Genomic DNA, 20,125 nt, shown 5'->3' with positions numbered 1-20,125 from the left:
GAACCACGGGTAGCGTACTGGTAAACTGCCGGTTACATCAGTACAATAATCGCAGGCTGGTGCTCAGGCTGCGCCGGCCATCGCCGTAATGGACGGTGCGATGATCGGGTTAGTTCATCGAGGCTTCGGTAGCGGGTTGAATGCCGGCGACGTGTTTGCCGGGTACACGGTTGTCCGCTTGCTGGGCTCGGGGGGAATGGGCGAGGTCTACCTCGCCCAGCATCCACGGTTGCCCCGCCGCGAAGCGCTCAAGATATTGGGCAATGACGTATCTGCTGAGGACAACTATCGCCGGCGATTCATCAAAGAGGCGGACGTAGCGGCCACACTGTGGCATCCGAACATCGTGCGCATCAACGACCGCGGCGAGTTCAACGGACAGCTATGGATCTCGATGGACTTCGTCGACGGTACCGACGCAGCGAGCCTGTTGCAGGACCGCTATCCGGTCGGCATGCCGGCAGATCAGGTAGCCACGATAATCGCAGCGATCGCCAGCGCACTCGACTACGCGCATCAGCACCATGATCTATTGCACCGCGACGTCAGCCCCGCGAATATTCTGATCACCAAACCTGGGGATGGCGACCAGCGAATCCTTTTGGCCGACTTCGGAATCGCCCGGAACATCGGTGAAACCAGTGGGCTGACCGCGACAAACATGACCATAGGCACGTTTCCCTACGCCGCACCTGAACAGCTAGCGGACGAACCAATTGACGGACGCGCCGATCAGTACGCTTTGGCGGCCACCGCCTACCATCTGCTGACCGGATCGACACTGTTCCCGCACACCAGCCCAGCGGTTGTAATCAGCCGCCACCTGACCGCGGCACCTCCATCACTCGCGGAGACCCGCCCCATGCTCAGGGCCTTTGATCCGGTGCTTGCCGTAGCTCTCGCGAAGGACCCCGCCGATCGATTCGCCCGGTGCACTGATTTCGCCCACGCGTTCGTACGTGCAGCCGACTCTGGCCGACACCCGACAGCTTCGGCTTGGACCATGCCGACGCCTGCGGCACGCAGGCCATCCAAAAACACAGCGGCGCCCTCGGCCTTGGCTCACTTCGACCAACCGCACCGAGTTAGTCGGTGGCGGATCTTCGCGGCATCAGCAACGGTGATTGCGCTCACCGCCGTCGGCGCCAGTGGCTACCCGATCGACACCAACGACAACAACGACACCGCCTCCAAACAGGGCCCACCCGCTGCGTCCCAAGGTTTGGCGCAGCCTCCACCGGCTCCTGAGTACTCGCCACCGCCCGCACCGCCCTCCGAGCAATTGGCGCCACCGAGCCCCCAGGTCGCTCCGGCGCCGGCAGCCCCGACTCCTGTGTACGTTCCGGCCACGCCGGCCCCGAAACGACCGCCGCCAGCACCGAGAGTGCCGGCGCCAGCGCCGCAGCGACCGACACCTAGCCCGGACCAGACCTTTCTCAATCTCGTGTCAGAGATTCCCGGTGTTACCGTCACCGACCCAGCACACGCGGCCGCCACTGCCCGCGGCGTATGTGCACACCTGCAAAACGGGGGCAGCCCCAGCGATGCCGCCGCCGCGACCGTGAACAACAACGCCGGAATCACGCCCGCACAGGCTGCCGCCGGCGTCAACGCGGCGATCACCGCCTACTGCCCGCAGTATCGGCAATAGGAAAGGCGCTTTCTGATCACCCGGCCGCAACGGTCGGCACCGCTACATTTGCATTTTCAGCAAGCGAATCTTGCATTTAATCGATAATAATCCTGGCACATTACTGCCGAGTCACGACGCAGACTTGACAATCGCTCGATAGTGGCCGATAAGGTAGTCACGGCCTCGTTAAGTTAGACCGTGCAATACACCACAAAGTGAAAGGGTGGAGCATGAAACGCGCTAGGATCCTTCTGCTGGCAATGATGGGAGTTAGGCAGGGTGGGGCGACCGTCGAACACCACCAGCTCGCGATCTTCTAATTTCGTTTTGCTTTTGCGGACCGCGTTGGTCCGCTATACCGATTAGCCGCTTGAGGAAAAACTTCCGATAATTTGGTCGGCGATGCGGATGGCTAGCCTGCATCGAATCCTTAAGCGGCTAGCGGACCTTTGATGGCCAACTCGTTGAAGAGTGTGCATGTGAATGCGCGGCTGTCCGTAGCCGCGGTCCACGCGGGCGCACTAGATGGCTTCTAAATCGTCCCCATCCAGGCTGGCTGAGTGCGGATTTGTGCGCCGAACGAGTAGTGCCTGCCAATAGGGGAGTATGGGTGTCAAAGAAAAATGCGATACGCGGCGCTAGCGCGGTGACAAATGATGGCACCATGGTTGAAAGCTTGCGTCGTCTGCCCGCGACCGGTCAGGTCGAGCTAATCCGGGATCTGATCGAGCCAAATTGTTATCTGTTAGATCTCGGCGCTGGCATTGGACGCCTGGCCAACCCGCTGGCCGAACTCGGCTATCAGGTCACCGCAGTGGACGACTCAGCGGAGTTGCTCGCGGAAATTCGCCACGCCCGAAGGGTCTGCGCCCGCATCGAGGAGCTGCGGCTACCCGAGAAATTCGATGCCGTGTTGTTGGCTAGCAGCTTGATCAACTATCCCGGGAACGACCTTCGAAGGGGCATATTAGCTACGGTCGCGCATCATCTGAAGCCGACCGGCAAGGCCATTATCCAGTGGAGGTCGCCGCTATGGTTTACCTCGCTAGAGCAAGACGGTAGTTCCCGATGGACTAATGGTCCGCTAATGCGAATAGCGAATATCCGCACTGACCCTGACGGGTTGGTCAACGGCGACGTGACGTTCGAGTTCGACGGCCAGACATGGTGCCAACCGTTTCGCCTAGAACGCATGACGAGTGCCGAACTCAGGGATGAACTTGACTGTGTAGGGCTACAACTGGATACCAGTGACCCGGATACCACGGAATGGCTCGTGACAAGTCACCGTCGATGATGTCGCGGTTCGAACCGGTCGCTGCACACATCCGCGAGCCGAGTTCGTCGGGCCCGCCGGCGTCGATGGCGCCCGGTGTCGCGGCACCAAGCTCAGGCACAGACGACAACCAGCTGCACCGCGTAGGCCTCGTCGATGACTCCGTCGGGAAAAAGGTCGAGCAACGCGGTTCGTTCCTCAGCAATAAGCCGGCTCCGGATGTCTGGCGGCAGCGCTGCGATGTTGGAGCGACTGGCCAGGTGACTCAAATGGGCGTCAAGGAGCACCGACCGCTTCCAGTGCACGTGACGTGTGACCGGGAGCGCACTCGGGTGGCAGCGCCGCAGGACTTCGGCGACGGTGACACCCTGGGGAAGATGACCGGGGTGCACTCCTGGGAAGGCGGGAACCGGGGCATATCGCACCAGGCGGCGCTCCTGCTCGACAGCCCACTCGACATCGGGATCGGCGACATTCCAGAACAACACCAGGGCACCGCCCGGGCGCAACACCCGCACCGCCTCGTGCACCGACCGGGCAGGGTTCGTCCAATGCCAGGATTGAGCGTAGGTGATCATGTCGGCGCTAGCGGCCCTTAACGGCAATGCTTCGCCGACAGCTCGTACTAACGGCACCTTGGGCAACGCATGCCGAAGTTGAGTAGCCATCGCCGCCCCGGGCTCTGCAGCGACCACCCGGGCACCCCGCTTCAACAGAAGTCCGGTCGCGAGGCCTGTCCCGGCACCAACATCGATCAATTCGGCACCAAGGAGCGGTCGAGCGGTCAACGCCTCGATCTCCTCGAAAAGAATTGGTGGATATCCGGGTCGGTTTGCCGCATAGGTATCAGCAATCGATTCAAATGCCGATACCCCGTCTCGACCAACAGCCATGAGCCTAGTTTCACGGATCGATCCCAACGTGATCATCGTGGGGCTCGACGTCTAGATCAAAAGCGACAGCCTCGCCGTGGCCGGCCGGCCCGGCAACCAATTGATCACCTGCCTATGTGGCCTGCCAAACGAGCCAACGAAGCCGTGCTCAACTCAGCATGGAAAGCGTTCCGCATTACCGTGTGCAATCACGCTCGTCCTATTGACCGTGCGACGCGGCCATTGGTGAAATCGGCGATTTCCCAGAATATGCGAGTGGACGCCAAGTTAGTCTGCGGGGGGTGGAAATCGGCCAAATCGAAATACAACTACGAGAGGTCCCCATGTCGTCCGTATTTAACGTCACCGCCTGCATCGTGACCGCAGGACTGTTGGTCCGGATGGTCATTGCCGGGTTTATAACTCGTAGTGGTGTGATCTTTTCTTGGCCGATGTTCGCCAATCCTTCTTACTGCTATTTGGAGTTGACGGTTGACGAACCGACTGGTTCGGAAAGTATCAACTTCTGGGATTACGCGATCAGTGCCGATGTAAGCCTCACGTCCGCGGGCGCGCGACGGTTCCTCGACTATTTACGCGAGGTGAAATCGGTGCACGTCAATGGCCGGGTGATCATCGACAACGCTCGCGGACTGCATGAGATGAGAGTGCGCGATGGGTATCTGGTGGATTAACGCCGTCACCACGGCATTCGACATGCGGGTACCAGCTCTACCAAGCAACCTCTTTCGGATCGGGATCGCGCTGGCGACCCTGCTGAAGTTCACCTCCGAGCAAATGTCTGGCGCGTGGCACTATCTCGACGAGGGCAGCTACGTGCGGTTCCGCTACCTGGACGCCCACCCGCGCGGACCATTCCGCAGTGTCACGTTCTACCGGGTGGCCTACCTAGCAAAATGGTTAGCCGCCACCGGTCTTTTCCTCGGCATCGCACCCCAAATGTGCGCGCTCGTCTTGGTGTTCTGGTTCAGCCTAGAAATCAGCTTCGATTGGAAGTATCACACCATCTTCCTGCTACTGGCCTGCGCCGTACTCAGTGTGGACTGGGGTTCGGCTAGCATTCTGCGGCTCGACCGGATGCCGTGCTTACTTGACACCGGCTGCCGCACTAATTTGGTCAACGGCGCAACCACCTGGGTGTGGCCAAAGTGGATAACCCTGCTGATCGTTGCTCAGATGTACTGGGCAAGCGCCTATACCAAGCTGCGCTCGGCGCAGTTCCGATCGGGCAGCGTGCTGGTCAAACTGAGCCGATACCTTTATATCAACCGACCACTGCTGCGGCACTGGGAGTTTCACTACCCGAACATGATGGTGAACTACCTCATCGAGGCGCCGGTCGACGTGTGCCGACGCCGCTGGGCGTTGGCCACGTGGGCAACCATCGCAGGAGAGGCGCTATTGCCGATCGGACTGGCCACCCCTGTTCCTCCCATTTACTACGCGGCCTTCGGATTCGGCGCCATAATGCACACCGGATTCACCGTGTTGCTCCCGCGTAGACTCATACCCTTCAGCATCGCTTGCCTTGCCGCCTACCTCATGATCATCCCGATCCGAGGATGAGGCGTAAGGCATGCCGAACATCACGCCGCGGTGACCGCGCATGACGGTGACAGCTTGTTGAAAGGTGTTGTTGCTCTTCGGGTTAACCCGGAACGGCTAGACGCTGATCTTTCCGCCGGCCGCATTCAGACCGATATCGGTGCGGAAATGACTTCCTGGCAATCGAATCGAGCTGAGTACGTCGTATGCATGAGCTCGCGCCGCCGCCAGGTCGCCACCGGTTCCGACCACCGACAGCACCCGGCCGCCCGACGAGACGATCACGCCGTCGTCGCGTTGGACGGTCCCGGCATGTAACACCCCTTCGGCTTCGGAGCCGACGACGACGTCGCCAACCCGGGGGCGTCCGGGATAATTCTCGGCGGCCAACACCACGGTCACGGCGGCACCGTCGCGCCAGCGCAACGCGTCGAAATCGGCCAGCTTGCCGGTGCCGGCGGCATACAGCAGCTGGCCGAGCGGCGAATCCAGCAGCGCCAGCACCGCCTGCGTCTCCGGATCGCCAAAGCGGCAATTGAATTCGACCACGGCAGGGCCGTTTGTGGTGATCGCGAGCCCGGCATAGAGCAATCCGCAAAACGGACTGTCTCGCCGAACCAGCTCGGCCGCAACGGGTTCGACGATCTGGCTGACTATTTCACGGCAGACGTCGTCGGGCAGCCACGGAAGCGGCGCATATGCGCCCATGCCGCCGGTGTTGGGTCCGGTATCGCCGTCGCCGACGCGCTTGAAGTCCTGCGCCGGCAGCAGCGGCACCACCGTTGCGCCGTCGACCACGCAGAACAGCGAAACCTCGGGTCCGTCGAGAAAGGACTCCAGCAGCACCGGGTGCCCGGATTCGAGCAGGCCGGCGGCGTGGGCGCGTGCGGCATCGCGATCCGGTGTCACGACCACGCCCTTGCCGGCGGCCAAGTGGTCGTCTTTGACCACCCAGGCCGGGTCGCCGGCGGGAGGTCCGAATCGATCCAGGGTGATGTCCAAATATGCTGGGTTGTCGACGATTTCACTTCTTGCGGTGCGCACCCCGGCCGCGGCCATGACTTCCTTGGCGAATGCTTTGGAGCCCTCGATGCGAGCCGCCTCCTTGCTTGGACCAAAGCACACGATGCCGGCAGCGCGCACGGCGTCGGCGACACCGAGCACGAGCGGCACCTCGGGGCCGATGACTACCATGTCGGCGCGGACCTCGCGGGCCAGGGCCACGACCTCATCACCGGAGGTGATGTCGACCTGATGCTGTTCGGCCAGCCGGGCGGTGCCGGCGTTGCCGGGAGCGATGATTAGTCCGGTCACTGTCGGGTCACTGCTCAGCGCCAGCAGCAGAGCATGTTCACGGGCACCGGAACCGATCACCAGGACGCGCACGAGACCTCAGACTAGCCGGAGGCTGCGTCTGAGTGTGTTGCTAGGGCTTCGAGGGTGTTCACAGGGCGGAAAATTCGCGCGGATCCCGCCCTGTACGCACGGTCAAAGCCGCAGGGCGCCCGGGGCTCCCCACCGGCCGCCCCCTCTCGGCCGCTGGGGAGCGCGAGCTAGCCCGATTTACCGGCTTCCTTGGCCAGCACCTCGGCGACGTTCGCTTTAGTATCCGCCTCGGCGCCGTTCTCGGCTGCCTTCTTACGCTTGCCCGCGACCCGCTCGATCGCGCTGTTCAGCCTCGACCCCAACGGGAAGCCGACGTAGTGCGTGATGAACACCGCGAGTTCACGCAGCTCGTCGAGGGTGAACTCCTCGTTGTGCAGCACGGCATTGACCTGAACCTCCAACAGGTCCGACTGGCCCTGCGCGGTCAGGACGGCGATCACCGCCATCCGGCGGTCACGCATGGACAGCCCGGGGCGGGTCCAGATTCTGCCGAAGAGGTGATCGACGGTGAGGGCAAAGTATTCGCCCGGCATGTCGGGCATGTCCCAGGCGTAGACCTCGTTCATCTTGTCCAGGCCCTTGCGGCGCAATTCGTCCATCACGTCTCCTTCGGCGTGTCCGTACGTGGTACTCCAAGGCCCTCGGCCAGCCGTTCGAATGCCACCCGGGCCAGCGGCAGGTCTACCGATACCGACTCACCCAACGCCAGCGCCAGGCTCAGATCCTTCTCCCCCAGCTCGCGGGTGTGCTCCAACAAGGGACGGAGCGGATCTTCGGGTTCCATTGCCGCCGTCGTCGTGCGAAACATGATGGCCGACGCGCCGCCGGTGAGGGAGTCGGTGTGGCGGACCACTTTGGCAAGCGCCCGCAGGCTCAGGCCGCTTGCTTCGGCCAGCCTCTCCGCCTCGGCCGCGGCCGCATAGGAGATAAACGTCAACATGTTGCGCGCCAGCTTCATCCTGGTCCCCGCGCCCGGCTCGCCGGCATGGATCACCACCGATGCCCACCGCGAAAACGGCTCTTTGATCCGTTGGAACGTCTCGTCGTCGGCGCCCACCATGGTTGCCAGATCACCGTTGGCGGCCGCGCCCGCGCCGCCGCTGACCGGGGCGTCCACGATGTGAATCCCTTGCGGCTTGAACTCGCGTGCCAGCTCGACCGCGGTGATGTCACTGATCGTGGAATGAATAGCGACAATGGTCCCCGGCTTGGCGTGCGCCGCCAATCCGTCGTCCCCGGTAATCACCTCGCGCACCTGCGCATCGTTGAACACGGTGATGCTGATGACGTCGGCATCGGCGACTTCGGCGATGCTGGCCGCCGCGGTCGCGCCGCCGTCGGCAAAGGGGGCCATGGCCTCGGCCCGCATATCGAAGACCGTCAGGCCGCCCGGCCAGTCGAGGTAGCGCTTGGCCATCGGCGCGCCCTGGTTGCCCAGGCCGATGTATCCGAGCTTCACGGCTTCAGCCATTTGCGCCGCTCCTCCTCATCACTTCGTTCTGCATCGTCGCCGGCGGTGGCCATTTGCGCCGCTCCTCCTCATCACTTCGTTCTGCATCGTCGCCGGCGCGTGCTCATGATCGGATGATCTGTCCGCCATCGACATTGAAGATCTGCCCGGTGATCCAGGAGGCCTGATCGCTCAGCAGGAACAGGCACATGCCCACCAGATCGTCGGGTGTGCCGATCCGGGACAGCGGAATCTGCTTGACCGTGTCGTTGACGAATTCGCCGGGCGTGACGTTCCTGGTCGCTTCGGTGTCGATCGGACCCGGCGCTATCGCGTTGATCCGGATGTTCATTCCGCCGAGCTCACGCGAAAGCTGTTGGGTCAGACCGTTGACGCCCACTTTGGCCAGTCCGTAGAAGTTGGAGTACAACCATGCCGCGGTGGAGGATTGATTCACGATTGCGCCACCGCCGCGCTTGGCCATCTTCTTGTACACCGCGCGGGTGCACAGCAGCACACCGTCGTGGTTGACGCTCATGAACTTCTTGTAGTAGTCCAACGGCACTGTCAGCAACAGGTCGAGTTTCATACCGCCGTAGATCGCGGCGTTGTTCACCAGGTAGTCAATGCCACCGAATTCGCTGACGGTGCGATCAGCCATGGCCTTTGTCGACTCCTCGTCGGAAACATCAACGGGCACATGGATTGCCGCGCCGCCGTCGGCGACGATCTGTTTGGCCGCCGTCTTGGCGGCATCGGCATTGATATCGGCCACGACCACTGACGCGCCTTCGCGAGCCAGGGCCTCAGCATACGCCCGGCCGATTCCCTGAGCAGCCCCGGTGACGATGGCCACCTTGTTTTCGAATTGCGCCACACCGCTCTCCTTTAAGTCGCCGCTGTCGCAACGAGTTTGGTTTCTAGGTACTCTTCGAACCCGGCAATCCCCATCTCGCGACCATTGCCGGATTGCTTGTAACCCCCGAACGGTGCATCGGCGGAATACCAGACACCACCGTTGACGTTGACGGTGCCCACCCGCAGCCGCGCCGCAACCGCCGCGGCCCGGTCCGGGTCGGCGCTATACACGGTGCCCGACAAACCGTACGGCGAGTCGTTGGCGATCCGCACGGCGTCGTCGTCGCCGTCGTGGGCGATCACCGTGAGCACCGGCCCGAAGATCTCCTCCCTTGCGGGCCGGGCGTCGTTGCCCAGACCCGCGATCACGGTGGGCTCGATGAAGAAACCGATATCCCTATTGGCCGGTCGACCACCACCGCAGGCGAACGTCCCGCCCTCGGCGATCGCTAGGTCGAGGTAGCCCTGTACCCGGTCTCGCTGGCGCGCCGAAATCAACGGTCCGCAAACGGTTCCCGGATCGTTGGGATCGCCGGGCTTGATCGACGACATGGTGCCCGCGGCGACGGCGACCGCCTCGTCGTAGCGGGCGCGCGGCACCACCAGCCGGGTGGTGATTGCACAACCTTGCCCGGCGTGCATGCATGCGGTGAACGCCGACACCCCACTGGCAGCGGCCAGGTCGGCGTCATCGAGCACAACGAAAGCCGACTTGCCACCCAGCTCGAGGAACACCCGCTTGACGGTGGCGGCGGCGTCGGCCATCACGCTGCGGCCGGTGGCGGTGGAGCCGGTGAACGAAACCATGTCTACCCGAGGGTCTTTCGCCAACAGCGCGCCCAGGCTGTGGTCGCTGGAGGTGACGATGTTGACGACGCCGGGCGGGAAATCGGTGCGCTCGGCGATGATCTCGCCCAGCACGGCCGCACACCACGGTGTGTCCGGCGCCGGCTTCAGGACGAGGGTGTTACCCGCCGCCAGAGCGGGACCCAGCTTGGCGAGGTTGATCTGGTGCGGGAAGTTCCACGGGGTGATGGCGCCGACGACGCCGACCGCTTCCCGGGCGATGGTGCGTCGGGTGGGGATGCCCATCGGCGATGCCTGACCAAGGTCCTGGTTCCACACGTAGGACTCGGCGGTGTCTGCCGAGAATGCGAGGTCGTTGACCGGGCCTTCCAACTGGGCGGCGGCGGTGAGCATCCGCGGCGCGCCGACTTCGGAAATGGTCAGTTCTCGCAATCTTTCGATGTGGTGCTGCAGCGCATCGCGCAGCTGCCGCACACACCGCACTCGCAATTCGGTGTTGCGCGACCAGTCGGTCTCGTCGAAGGCCCGTCGCGCCGCCTCGACGGCGCGGCCCATGTCCTCGGCGTCAGCGTCGGCGGCCAGCCCCAGTACCTCCTCGGTGGCCGGGTTGATCGTCGGGAAGGTTCCCGCGCGGCCTTCCGACAGCTTGCCGTCGATGAAGAGTGCACTGACGCCGTTGGCCAATAGTGAGCTGTCGGCCATCTACCACTCCCGCCTACCGCGCTTGTTATGCAAATGCTCAATAGTGGACAGCTGTCCGATATATCTTTCTCGAACCATAACCGTCGGAGCCCAACAGGTGCAACCTTCGATCTCGTCCGGCGCGCCGCAGCGTCATAAAATCCGATATTGAGCTGCTTATTCGCAAACCGTACTTGCCTCATGTCGCAAGCATCCTCTAGCTTGGACATGTGTCCAGCGATGCACTGGCTTCGGTCATACCCGACACCGGGCAAGCACCACGCAACCGCCGCCAGGAGGAAACCTTCCGCAAGGTGCTGGCGGCCGGCATGGAGACCCTGCGGGAGAACTCCTACTCTGACCTGACGGTCCGCATGGTGGCGGCGCGCGCCAAGGTGGCTCCGGCGACGGCCTATACGTATTTCTCGTCGAAGAACCACCTGATTGCCGAGGTGTATCTCGATCTCGTCCGACAAGTGCCGTTCTTCACCGACGTCAACGACCCGCTGCCCGCCCGAGTAGAGCAGGCGCTACGGCATCTGGCCCTGGTAGTCGCCGACGAACCCGAGGTCGGCGCGGCGTGCACCGCTGCATTGCTCGGCGGTAGCGCCGACCCCGCGGTGCGCGCCGTCCGCGACCGGATCGGCGCGGAGATCCATCGCCGCATCGCGTCGGCCATCGGCCCGGGGGCCAAACCCAACACGGTTTCTGCGCTCGAGATGGCGTTTTTCGGCGCACTGGTACAGGCCGGCAGTGGACAGTTCACCTATCAGGAGATCGCCGACAGGCTGACCGACGTGGTCGGCCTCATCCTTGCCGGTGCCGAAGAGGCCGGAAAGGATAGTGGGACATGACTGTCCATGTTGGCAACCCGGAGCTGGTCCTGGATCCCTACGACTACGACTTCCACGAAGATCCGTACCCGTACTACCGGCGGCTGCGCGACGAAGCCCCGCTATACCACAATGAGCGGCTGAAATTCTGGGCGTTGTCGCGCCACCAAGACGTACTACAGGGCTTTCGCAACAGCACCTCACTGTCGAATGTGTATGGCGTATCACTGGATCCGTCCTCGCGCACCTCCGAGGCGTACCGGGTGATGTCGATGCTGGCCATGGACGATCCCGCGCATTTGCGACTGCGCGCCCTGGTGTCCAAGGGCTTCACCCCGCGCCGCATCCGCGAACTCGAGCCACGGGTGCTTGAATTGGCCCGCACTCACCTGGATTCGGCCTTGGAAAGCGAACGCTTCGATTTTGTAACGGAATTCGCCGGCAAACTGCCGATGGACGTCATCTCCGAGCTCATGGGCGTCCCCGAGCCCGACCGGACTCGCATCCGCGAGCTCGCCGACGGCGTGCTGCACCGCGAGGACGGGATGCCCGACGTTCCACCGTCGGCGATGCAGGCATCGATGGACCTGATGCGGTATTACATCGACCTGATCGCGGAGTTCCGCAAGCATCCCGCCGACAATCTCACGTCGGCATTGCTTGAGGCCGAGATCGACGGTGACAAGCTCAGCGACGACGAGATCATGGCGTTCCTGTTCCTCATGGTGATCGCCGGCAATGAGACCACCACCAAGCTGCTGGCCAACGCCGCCTACTGGGGAGCCCGCCATCCCGATCAGCTGGCCGGAGTGTTCGCCGATCACTCGCGAATTCCGTTGTGGGTAGAGGAAACCCTGCGCTATGACACATCCAGTCAGATTCTGGCCCGCACCGTCTCGCAAGATCTCACGTTGTACGACACCACGTTGCGCCAAGGTGACGTGTTACTACTGCTCCCGGGCTCGGCCAACCGCGATGACCGGGTTTTCGACAGCCCCGACGAATACCGCATTGGCCGCGAAATCGGGTCGAAGCTGGTCAGTTTCGGCAGCGGAGCACACTTTTGCCTGGGCGCGCATCTGGCCCGGATGGAAGCGCGGGTCTCGCTGAACGAACTATTCAGCCGGATCCGCGGCTACGAGGTGGACGAAGAAAGCGCCGTACGCGTGCACTCCAGCAATGTGCGTGGATTCGCCAATCTTCCGATCACGGTGGAGACCAATTAAATGCCTCGCTTCGAACCTCATCCGGCCCGTCGACCCGCGCTCGTCGCCGGTGCGTCGTCGGGCATCGGCGCGGCCACCGCCGTTGAGCTTGCCGCCCACGGCTTTCCGGTCGCCCTGGGCGCACGACGGGTCGAGAAGTGTCAGGAGATCGCCGAGAACATCATCGCCGACGGGGGCGAGGCAATCGCGCTGCCGCTCGACGTCACCGACGCCGACTCCGTCAAAGGCTTTGTGCACCAAGCCGCCGAGCGGCTCGGCGATATCGAGGTTCTGGTCACCGGCGCCGGCGACACCTTCTTCGGACGGTTGCACGAGATCGACACCGAATCTTTCGAATCGCAGATCCAGATCCACTTGATCGGCGCCAACAGGTTGACCACCGCGGTGCTTCCGGGCATGGTCGAGCGCCAGCGGGGCGACCTGATTTTCGTTGGCTCCGATGTCGCCCTGCGACAGCGCCCGCACATGGGGGCCTACGGCGCCGCGAAGGCGGCACTGCTGGCGATGGTGACCAATCTGCAGATGGAACTCGAAGGCACCGGAGTTCGCGCATCGATCGTGCACCCGGGCCCCACCAAGACCGGCATGGGCTGGAGCCTGCCGCTTGAGTCGGTCGGCCCGGCCTTGGAGGACTGGGCCAAGTGGGGTCAGGCACGCCACAACTATTTTCTCCGGGCGTCCGACCTAGCTCGGGCGATCACGTTCGTCGCCGAGACGCCGCGCGGCGGATTCATCGCCAACATGGAGCTGCAGCCCGAAGCTCCGTTGGCCGCGACGAAGGAACGCCAGCAACTGAAAGTGGACGAGAAGGCGTTGGAAGACAAATGACTTCGCGAAACGACGATGCGGCGCGAGGAACGAGCGCCGATGAGGAGTGAGCAATATGACAACAGCGATAGTGCCGCGGGTTTCCGGCGGCCAGCAAGAACACGGACACCTGGAAGAATTCCGCACCGACCCGATCGGGCTCATGCGACGGGTTCGCGACGAGTGCGGTGACGTCGGATGGTTCCAGTTGGCCGACAAGCACGTCATCCTGCTGTCCGGCGCCGACGCGAACGAGTTCTTCTTCCGTTCCGCGGATGAGGATCTGGACCAGGCCGAGGCGTACCCGTTCATGACGCCGATCTTCGGCAAGGGCGTGGTTTTCGACGCAAGTCCCGAGCGGCGCAAGGAGATGCTGCACAACTCGGCGTTGCGGGGCGAGCAGATGAAAGGGCACGCCGCCACCATCGAGGGCGAAGTAAAGCGGATGGTCGCCGACTGGGGCGACGAAGGCGAAATCGACTTACTGGACTTCTTCGCCGAATTGACCATCTACACCTCGACGGCCTGCCTGATCGGCCTGAAGTTCCGCAACCAGCTCGACTCCCGGTTCGCGCACTACTACCACGAGCTGGAGCGCGGCACCGACCCGCTGTGCTACGTCGACCCCTACCTGCCGATCGAGAGCTTCCAGCGGCGCGACCAAGCGCGCAATGAGCTGGTGGGTCTGGTGCAGGACATCATGAATCAGCGGGTCGCGAATCCGCCGCAGGCCAAGAGCGACCGCGACATGCTCGACGTGTTGGTGTCGATCAAAGACGAAGCGGGCAATCCCCGGTTCTCCGCCGACGAGGTCACCGGAATGTTCATCTCACTGATGTTCGCCGGACACCACACCAGTTCGGGCACGTCGGCGTGGACGTTGATCGAGCTGATCCGGCACCCCGAGATCTACGCCGAGGTGCTCGCCGAGCTCGAGGAGCTCTACGCCGACGGCCAGGAGGTGAGTTTCCATGCGCTGCGCCAGATTCCGAAGCTGGACAACGTGGTCAAGGAGACCCTGCGCCTGCACCCGCCGCTGATCATCCTGATGCGGGTCGCCAAGGACGAGTTCGAGGTCGAGGGTTTCCCCATCCACGACGGGGATTACGTGGCCGCATCTCCGGCGATCTCGAACCGAATTCCCGAGGACTTTCCCGACCCCGACGCGTTCAACCCGGGCCGCTACAACAAACCCGAGCAGGCCGACATCGCCAACCGGTGGACCTGGATTCCGTTTGGCGCGGGCCGGCACCGTTGTGTCGGTGCCGCTTTCGCGACCATGCAGATCAAGGCGATCTTCTCGGTGTTGTTGCGCGAGTACGAGTTTGAGATGGCTCAGCCCGCCGACAGCTACCGCAACGACCATTCGAAGATGGTCGTGCAGCTGGCCAGGCCGGCCAAGGTCCGCTATCGCAAACGCGGTGGGGGTTAAGCCTCATGGGCTCGCGGGGCTTCAAAGTCGAAGCAGATTTGGAATTGTGTCAGGGCCATGCCATGTGCCAACTCGAGGCGCCGGACTTCTTTCGGGTGCCCAAGCGGGGCAAGGTTGAGATCGTCGACCCCGAACCGCCCGAAGAGGCCCGCGACGAAGTTGAGCGTGCGGTCGAAAGTTGCCCTACCCAAGCGCTATTCATCAAAGAGAAGGAAGGCTCATAATGGCGTCACTCCCCCGCGAGGAACTGGAGGCTTGGGTCGAGCGCTGGCTGGAGGCCAACCGCACGGCCGAGCGCGAAGGCGACTGGAAGCCGCTCGCAGAGTTTTACGCCGACGATGCCACCTATGGCTGGAACATCGGGCCCAAAGAAGACGTGATGTGCATGGGCATCGACGAGATCCGCGACATCGCCCTCGGCCTGGAGATGGAGGGCCTGGAGAACTGGCAGTACCCGTACCAGAAGGTCATCATCGACGACAAGCAGGGCGAGATCGTCGGCTTCTGGAAGCAGATCGCCACCGACTCCGACGGCACGCAGTCCGAGATCTACGGCATCGGGGGCAGCTGGTTCCGCCTCAACGCCGACGCCAAGATCGAGTGGCAGCGAGATTTCTTCGACTTCGGCCACGTCCAGTCGCTCTATATGGACCTGATGAAAGCGGGCAAGCTGTCCAAGGGCATGCAAAAGCGAATCGAGCGCAGCCTTGCGGGGGAGAAACTGCCTGGTTACTACCCCTTGGGCAAGGCCCCGGTACCCATCTGGTGAGCCCACCGAGACAGCCAACCAAGCATTTGTTTTGTTGCACACGCTATGCTGACGCGAAAGGAGTGCCTGCGGCGCTCGTCACCACGCTGTCGGGCATGACGGAGTCCGGCAGTTCTGATCAGTTCAAAGGCGAAATGGGGTCAGGTACAACGTGAAGACAAAAGGCGCGCTGCTCTGGGAGTTCAACCAGCCATGGTCCATCGAGGAAATCGAGATTGGCGACCCCGTTAAGGACGAGGTCAAGATCCAGATGGAAGCGGCGGGCATGTGCCACTCCGACCACCACCTGGTCACCGGTGGCATCCCAATGCTGGGCTTCCCGGTGCTCGGCGGACATGAGGGCGCGGGCATCGTCACTGAAGTTGGACCCGGCGTGGAGGACATCGCCCCGGGCGACCACGTGGTGTTGTCGTTCATCCCGTCCTGTGGGAACTGTGCAACATGTCAGGCGGGCATGCGCAACCTGTGCGACCTGGGCGCGGGGTTGTTGAACGGCGCGGCGGTCTCCGACGGAACCTTCCGCATCCAAGCCCGAGGCCAGAACGTCTACCCGATGACATTGCTGGGCACGTTCTCCCCGTACATGGTGGTGCACCGCAGCTCGGTCGTGAAGATCGACCCGTCGGTGCCCTTCGAGGTCGCCTGCCTGGTCGGCTGCGGCGTGACCACCGGCTACGGCTCGGCGGTCCGCACCGCCGACATCCGCCCCGGTGACGACGTCGCCATCGTCGGTATCGGCGGGGTCGGCATCGCTGCGCTCCAGGGCGCGGTCAGCGCCGGCGCGCGCTTCATCTTCGCGATCGATCCGGTGGAATGGAAGCGCGATCAGGCCCTCAAATTCGGCGCCACCCACGTCTACCCCGATATCGACGCGGCACTGGCGGGCATCGCCGAGGCCACCTACGGCTTGATGGCCCACAAGGTGATCCTTACCGTCGGCGAACTCAAGGGCTCCGACATGGACGCTTACCTCACGATCACCGCCAAGGGCGGGACCTGCGTGGTGACGGCGATCGGCAGCCTGGTCGACAGTCAGGTGAACCTCAACCTGGCGATGTTGACCCTGATGCAGAAGAACCTGCAGGGCACCATCTTTGGCGGCGGCAATCCGCAGTACGACATCCCGAAGCTGTTGTCCATGTACAAGGCCGGCAAGCTGAACCTCGACGACATGGTCACCACCCAGTACAAGCTCGAGCAGATCAACGACGGCTATCAGGACATGCTGGACGGCAAGAACATTCGCGGCGTGATCCGGTACACAGACGCTGATCGGTAATCGCTTTCCGCACCTGTCGGCGCCGGGACGGATCGGCGCCATGACGGTGCGCAACCGGGTGGTCATGGCTCCCATGGAGACGATGTACGGCACCCCGGACGGGCTGCCGTCGGCGCGGACCCGTGACTACTTCGTCGCCCGCGCGAAGGGTGGCGTCGGGCTAATCACGTTGGGCGCCACCGGAGTCGACAATCAGCATCCGGAGACTCCCGGTGGGCTGCATCTGGCTACCGACGCTGCCGTCGACGCGCACCGGGCGCTGGTGGACGTGGTGCACGAACATGGCGCCAGGATCCAGCCTCAGATTGTGCACGCCGGACCCGACGGCCTGGGACCGGAGATATTCGGTGTCACGTCGCTGGGGCCGTCGGTGATTCCGTCGTATCTGACCGGCCGTCCGTCGGCCGAGATCAGTGTCCAGCATCTGGCCGCGGTATTGGACCTGTTCAAGGCCGCGGCCCGGCGCGCCGCCGAGGCGGGCTACGACGGTATCGAGCTGCACGCGGCGCACGGCTATATGCTGCTCGGGTCTTTCCTTGCCCCACAACGTAATCGGCGTACCGACGACTACGGGGGATCGTCACGGCGGCGGTTGCGGGTGGTGTTGGAGGCACTGGCCGCCATTCGATCCGAAATCGGCGATGCGATCCCGATCACGTTGCGGATCTCGGGGTATGAACGCGTTGCTGGGGGCCGACCGATCTACGAAACCGCCTTAGTCGCGCCCGAACTCGTCGCCGCCGGGGTTTCCGCGTTCCATGTCAGCGGCGGCGTCATCGATCGCCTCGTCACTGGCATGGTCAATGGCGCCGACCACGGCGACGAGCTCAACGTGGGCGCCGCGGCCGCCGTCAAGCAGGTGGTCGATGTGCCGGTGGTTGCCGTCGGGCGGATTCACGATCCTGCCGGCGCCGAACGAATCCTGGCCGACGGGCGCGCGGACTTCATCGCAATGGGACGGCCGCTGCTGGCCGACCCCGACCTGCCGCGCAAACTGTGGTCCGGACAGGCGCATCGGGTCCGCAAGTGCATCTCGTGCGAAAACTGCATCGACGCGATGGAACAACGCTTCTCGGTGGACTGCGCGGTCAATCCCCGCACCGGCAAGGAACGTGAACTGGCGGCACCTCGCGCTGTCCGCACCAAGCGGGTGGTTGTCGTCGGCGGCGGTCCCGCAGGACTGGAAGCCGCGCTGGTGGCCGCCGAACGCGGCCACCAGGTCACGCTCTTCGAGCGTGGCGGGCAACTGGGTGGCGCACTGCGCTGGGCATGTGTGCTGCATCCGGAGAACCAGCCGTTCCTGCGGTACCTGTGCGACGAGATCCGGATGAGTACTGCGAAAGTGCTTTTAAACCACGCCGTTTCGGCGGACGACGTGGTGGCAACGGCGCCTGACGCTGTCGTGGTAGCCACCGGCGGCCGTGTTAGGGTGCCCGAGATTCCCGGTGCTGACCTGCCGCACGTTCGCACCGGGCCTGGGCTGCGTGAATTGCTCGATGGCCAGCTGTTCGCCGGCTGGCGACAGCGGTTGGTGCGCCCGGGTCCGGTTCGGCTGGCCACACGGGTATGGATGCCGGTCGGGCGACGCGTCACCATTATCGGCGGCGACCTCGTCGCCCTGGAGCTCGCCGAGTTTCTGGCCGGCCGCGGCCGCTTGGTGTCGATACTCGAGGCCGGCAGGGATATCGCCCCGGAAGTGGGCAACAAACGCAAGACCGAACACATGGACCGGCTGGACCGCCTCGGCGTTGCCGTTCACGTTCGTGCCGCCGTCGAACGAATCACCCCAAAGGCCGTGGTGTTCACGCTCGCCGGTGGCACCAGCCGCGAATTGGCCGCGGACAGTGTCGTCATCGCCGGAACCGTCGAGCCCGACACGTCACTGTTCGACGAACTAGCAGCCGCATTGCCCGAAACCCAAATGCACGCCGCCGGCGACTGCAGCGGCCTGGGCCTGATCCGCAAAGCCACCGAAGACGGCGCCCGCGCCGCGTGCGCCATTTAACGACAGGAGAGAACAATGACCCAGACAGCCCAATCACCCGCACTGGCCGCATCGCAGTCGTCGTGGCGCTGCGTGCAAGCCCACGACCGCGAGGGCTGGTTGGCGCTGATGGCCGACGACGTCGTCATCGAAGATCCGATCGGCAAGTCCGTCACCAATCCGGACGGTACCGGGGTGAGGGGCAAGGACGGGGTCGCCAACTTCTACGACACCAACATCGCGGCCAACCAACTAACGATCACCTGCGAGGAGACCTTCCCGTCCAGCTCACCCAACGAGATCGCTCATATCTTGGTGTTGGACAGCAAGTTTGAGGGTGGGTTCACCAGTTCGGTCCGCGGAGTGTTCACCTATCGGGTCAACGACGCCGGGCTGATCACGAATATGCGCGGGTACTGGAACCTTGAGACGATGACGTTCGGCAAGCAGGAGTGAGAACCGCTCAGCCGATGCGGCCTAGCCCGGTGATGTTGCCCTGCATGATCTTGTTGTCCATCAACACCATGGTGGCGGTCTGAATCGGGTCGCTGAGGATGGTGGCCGATTTCGGTTGCTGCAGTATCACTTGCCCGGAGGTGGGGTCGAGGACGGCGAAGGAAAATATGTCGGCCGGTGTCGTCGTGTCCAATCCAAAGCGGGTGATGGTGTAGATCAGGCCGTCCCCGGTGGACAGATGCGGTAACGCGGCGCTGCGAATGTTGCTGTCCCACACGGTATGACAGCCCGGGTTGTCGACGTCCACCCTGGTCATCCCGCCGATGAACGGGGCCGTCGGCGGAACGGCCGGTCCGGCGTTCGGGGGAACCGCCGGATAGGGGTAGCCGTAGGTGCTGGCGATGAACATGGTGCTGCCCACTCCGATCGGTGAGTTCTCGCTACCGGGCCCACCTTTGGTCAGGACCGGTTGCTGGCAGATCAGGTTGCCGGTGCCGGACTCGTAGACAAGCGCATGCACTACCGGGTCGGCGTTATCGACGATAGTGAGGTAATCGGCACCGGTAGGACCGAAATAGGTTGGGGTAGAACCGGTTCCCCAACTCAGTTGTCCGGGCTTGCGGGCCGGGCCGCGGTCGTAGGCCTGGCGCCACAGGATCTGCGGGTTACCGCCGCCGTCGAGATTCAGCTCGTAGAGGGCAAAGGTGGTGGCCACCCCGACGCGATTGGCCGGCGACGACGAGATGCTGTTCGCCACCTGTTCGCCGGCGTTCAGCTGCACGCCGGCAACCCCGCCGCCCACCTTTGACA

At 63.4% G+C, this 20,125-nt stretch carries 19 protein-coding genes and 1 pseudogene; 13 read left to right on the top strand and 7 right to left on the bottom strand.

Translation table 11 applies throughout. The features are described 5' to 3' along the window. Positions 1-100: 100 nt before the first annotated feature. Both MSIMFI_RS10445 and MSIMFI_RS10440 read left to right on the top strand, forming a co-directional pair. Positions 101-1,651: a serine/threonine-protein kinase gene (locus tag MSIMFI_RS10445; protein WP_191497148.1), complete on the top strand. Its 1,551-nt coding sequence runs from the start codon at positions 101-103 to the stop codon at positions 1,649-1,651. Between the two features lie 646 nt (positions 1,652-2,297). Next, entirely contained in the window at positions 2,298-2,930 is a 633-nt protein-coding gene (locus MSIMFI_RS10440; RefSeq protein WP_191497147.1) for a class I SAM-dependent methyltransferase, read from the top strand. A 92-nt stretch (positions 2,931-3,022) separates the two neighbouring features. Here MSIMFI_RS10440 and MSIMFI_RS10435 read toward each other — a convergent pair whose 3' ends face one another. Beyond that, positions 3,023-3,802, bottom strand: coding sequence for a class I SAM-dependent methyltransferase (locus MSIMFI_RS10435; protein ID WP_191497146.1), 780 nt, complete (start codon positions 3,800-3,802; stop codon positions 3,023-3,025). A 323-nt stretch (positions 3,803-4,125) separates the two neighbouring features. Between MSIMFI_RS10435 and MSIMFI_RS10430 the strand changes: the two genes are divergently transcribed. Both MSIMFI_RS10430 and MSIMFI_RS10425 read left to right on the top strand, forming a co-directional pair. After that, positions 4,126-4,476, top strand: coding sequence for a hypothetical protein (locus MSIMFI_RS10430; RefSeq protein WP_191497145.1), 351 nt, complete (start codon positions 4,126-4,128; stop codon positions 4,474-4,476). Next, positions 4,457-5,368 carry a hypothetical protein gene (locus MSIMFI_RS10425; RefSeq protein ID WP_191497144.1) on the top strand — a complete coding sequence of 304 codons (912 nt, stop codon included), beginning with the start codon at positions 4,457-4,459 and terminating at the stop codon, positions 5,366-5,368. Before MSIMFI_RS10430 ends, MSIMFI_RS10425 begins: the two co-directional genes overlap by 20 nt. 96 nt (positions 5,369-5,464) lie before the next feature. On the opposite strand, the gene purD is transcribed toward MSIMFI_RS10425, so the two are convergent. The 5 genes from purD to MSIMFI_RS10400 all read right to left on the bottom strand — a co-directional run bounded on the left by purD (position 5,465) and on the right by MSIMFI_RS10400 (position 10,550). Beyond that, positions 5,465-6,733 carry a phosphoribosylamine--glycine ligase gene (gene purD / locus MSIMFI_RS10420; RefSeq protein ID WP_191497143.1) on the bottom strand — a complete coding sequence of 423 codons (1,269 nt, stop codon included), beginning with the start codon at positions 6,731-6,733 and terminating at the stop codon, positions 5,465-5,467. A gap of 167 nt (positions 6,734-6,900) precedes the next feature. Continuing rightward, positions 6,901-7,335, bottom strand: coding sequence for a carboxymuconolactone decarboxylase family protein (locus MSIMFI_RS10415; RefSeq protein ID WP_191497142.1), 435 nt, complete (start codon positions 7,333-7,335; stop codon positions 6,901-6,903). Next, positions 7,332-8,204, bottom strand: coding sequence for an NAD(P)-dependent oxidoreductase (locus tag MSIMFI_RS10410; RefSeq protein WP_191497141.1), 873 nt, complete (start codon positions 8,202-8,204; stop codon positions 7,332-7,334). Before MSIMFI_RS10410 ends, MSIMFI_RS10415 begins: the two co-directional genes overlap by 4 nt. Before the next feature lie 103 nt (positions 8,205-8,307). After that, positions 8,308-9,060 (bottom strand): SDR family oxidoreductase, encoded by a 753-nt coding sequence (locus MSIMFI_RS10405; RefSeq protein WP_191497140.1) that lies wholly within the window; start codon positions 9,058-9,060, stop codon positions 8,308-8,310. A gap of 11 nt (positions 9,061-9,071) precedes the next feature. Then, positions 9,072-10,550 (bottom strand): aldehyde dehydrogenase, encoded by a 1,479-nt coding sequence (locus MSIMFI_RS10400; protein ID WP_191497139.1) that lies wholly within the window; start codon positions 10,548-10,550, stop codon positions 9,072-9,074. Positions 10,551-10,759: 209 nt separating this feature from the next. On the opposite strand from MSIMFI_RS10400, the gene MSIMFI_RS10395 reads away from it, so the two are divergent. The 9 genes from MSIMFI_RS10395 (at position 10,760) to MSIMFI_RS10355 (ending at position 19,315) form a co-directional block, all read left to right on the top strand. Beyond that, on the top strand, positions 10,760-11,383 hold the full coding sequence (locus MSIMFI_RS10395) for a TetR/AcrR family transcriptional regulator (RefSeq protein WP_224770145.1): 624 nt from the start codon (positions 10,760-10,762) through the stop codon (positions 11,381-11,383). Further along, positions 11,380-12,588 carry a cytochrome P450 gene (locus MSIMFI_RS10390; RefSeq protein WP_191497138.1) on the top strand — a complete coding sequence of 403 codons (1,209 nt, stop codon included), beginning with the start codon at positions 11,380-11,382 and terminating at the stop codon, positions 12,586-12,588. Before MSIMFI_RS10395 ends, MSIMFI_RS10390 begins: the two co-directional genes overlap by 4 nt. Continuing rightward, entirely contained in the window at positions 12,589-13,416 is an 828-nt protein-coding gene (locus MSIMFI_RS10385) for an SDR family oxidoreductase (RefSeq protein WP_191497137.1), read from the top strand. It begins immediately after the preceding gene. A gap of 55 nt (positions 13,417-13,471) precedes the next feature. Beyond that, positions 13,472-14,827, top strand: coding sequence for a cytochrome P450 (locus MSIMFI_RS10380; RefSeq protein ID WP_191497136.1), 1,356 nt, complete (start codon positions 13,472-13,474; stop codon positions 14,825-14,827). A gap of 5 nt (positions 14,828-14,832) precedes the next feature. Then, positions 14,833-15,051 (top strand): ferredoxin, encoded by a 219-nt coding sequence (locus tag MSIMFI_RS10375; protein WP_186244816.1) that lies wholly within the window; start codon positions 14,833-14,835, stop codon positions 15,049-15,051. Further along, positions 15,051-15,596 (top strand): nuclear transport factor 2 family protein, encoded by a 546-nt coding sequence (locus MSIMFI_RS10370; RefSeq protein ID WP_191497135.1) that lies wholly within the window; start codon positions 15,051-15,053, stop codon positions 15,594-15,596. The genes MSIMFI_RS10375 and MSIMFI_RS10370 overlap by 1 nt, the downstream gene beginning before the upstream one ends. Positions 15,597-15,747: 151 nt before the next feature. Further along, positions 15,748-16,875: an NDMA-dependent alcohol dehydrogenase gene (locus MSIMFI_RS10365; RefSeq protein ID WP_186244818.1), complete on the top strand. Its 1,128-nt coding sequence runs from the start codon at positions 15,748-15,750 to the stop codon at positions 16,873-16,875. Further along, positions 16,865-18,880: an oxidoreductase gene (locus MSIMFI_RS10360; protein ID WP_318187405.1), complete on the top strand. Its 2,016-nt coding sequence runs from the start codon at positions 16,865-16,867 to the stop codon at positions 18,878-18,880. Before MSIMFI_RS10365 ends, MSIMFI_RS10360 begins: the two co-directional genes overlap by 11 nt. Before the next feature lie 15 nt (positions 18,881-18,895). Beyond that, positions 18,896-19,315 carry a ketosteroid isomerase family protein gene (locus MSIMFI_RS10355; RefSeq protein WP_191497133.1) on the top strand — a complete coding sequence of 140 codons (420 nt, stop codon included), beginning with the start codon at positions 18,896-18,898 and terminating at the stop codon, positions 19,313-19,315. Positions 19,316-19,322: 7 nt separating this feature from the next. On the opposite strand, the pseudogene MSIMFI_RS10350 reads toward MSIMFI_RS10355, so the two are convergent. After that, a pseudogene (locus tag MSIMFI_RS10350) lies at positions 19,323-20,125 on the bottom strand (hypothetical protein); the annotation flags it as partial.

This window comes from Mycobacterium simulans (genome assembly GCF_900232995.1).
Lineage (GTDB): Bacteria > Actinomycetota > Actinomycetes > Mycobacteriales > Mycobacteriaceae > Mycobacterium > Mycobacterium simulans.
This window is presented reverse-complemented; position numbering and strand designations above follow the sequence as displayed.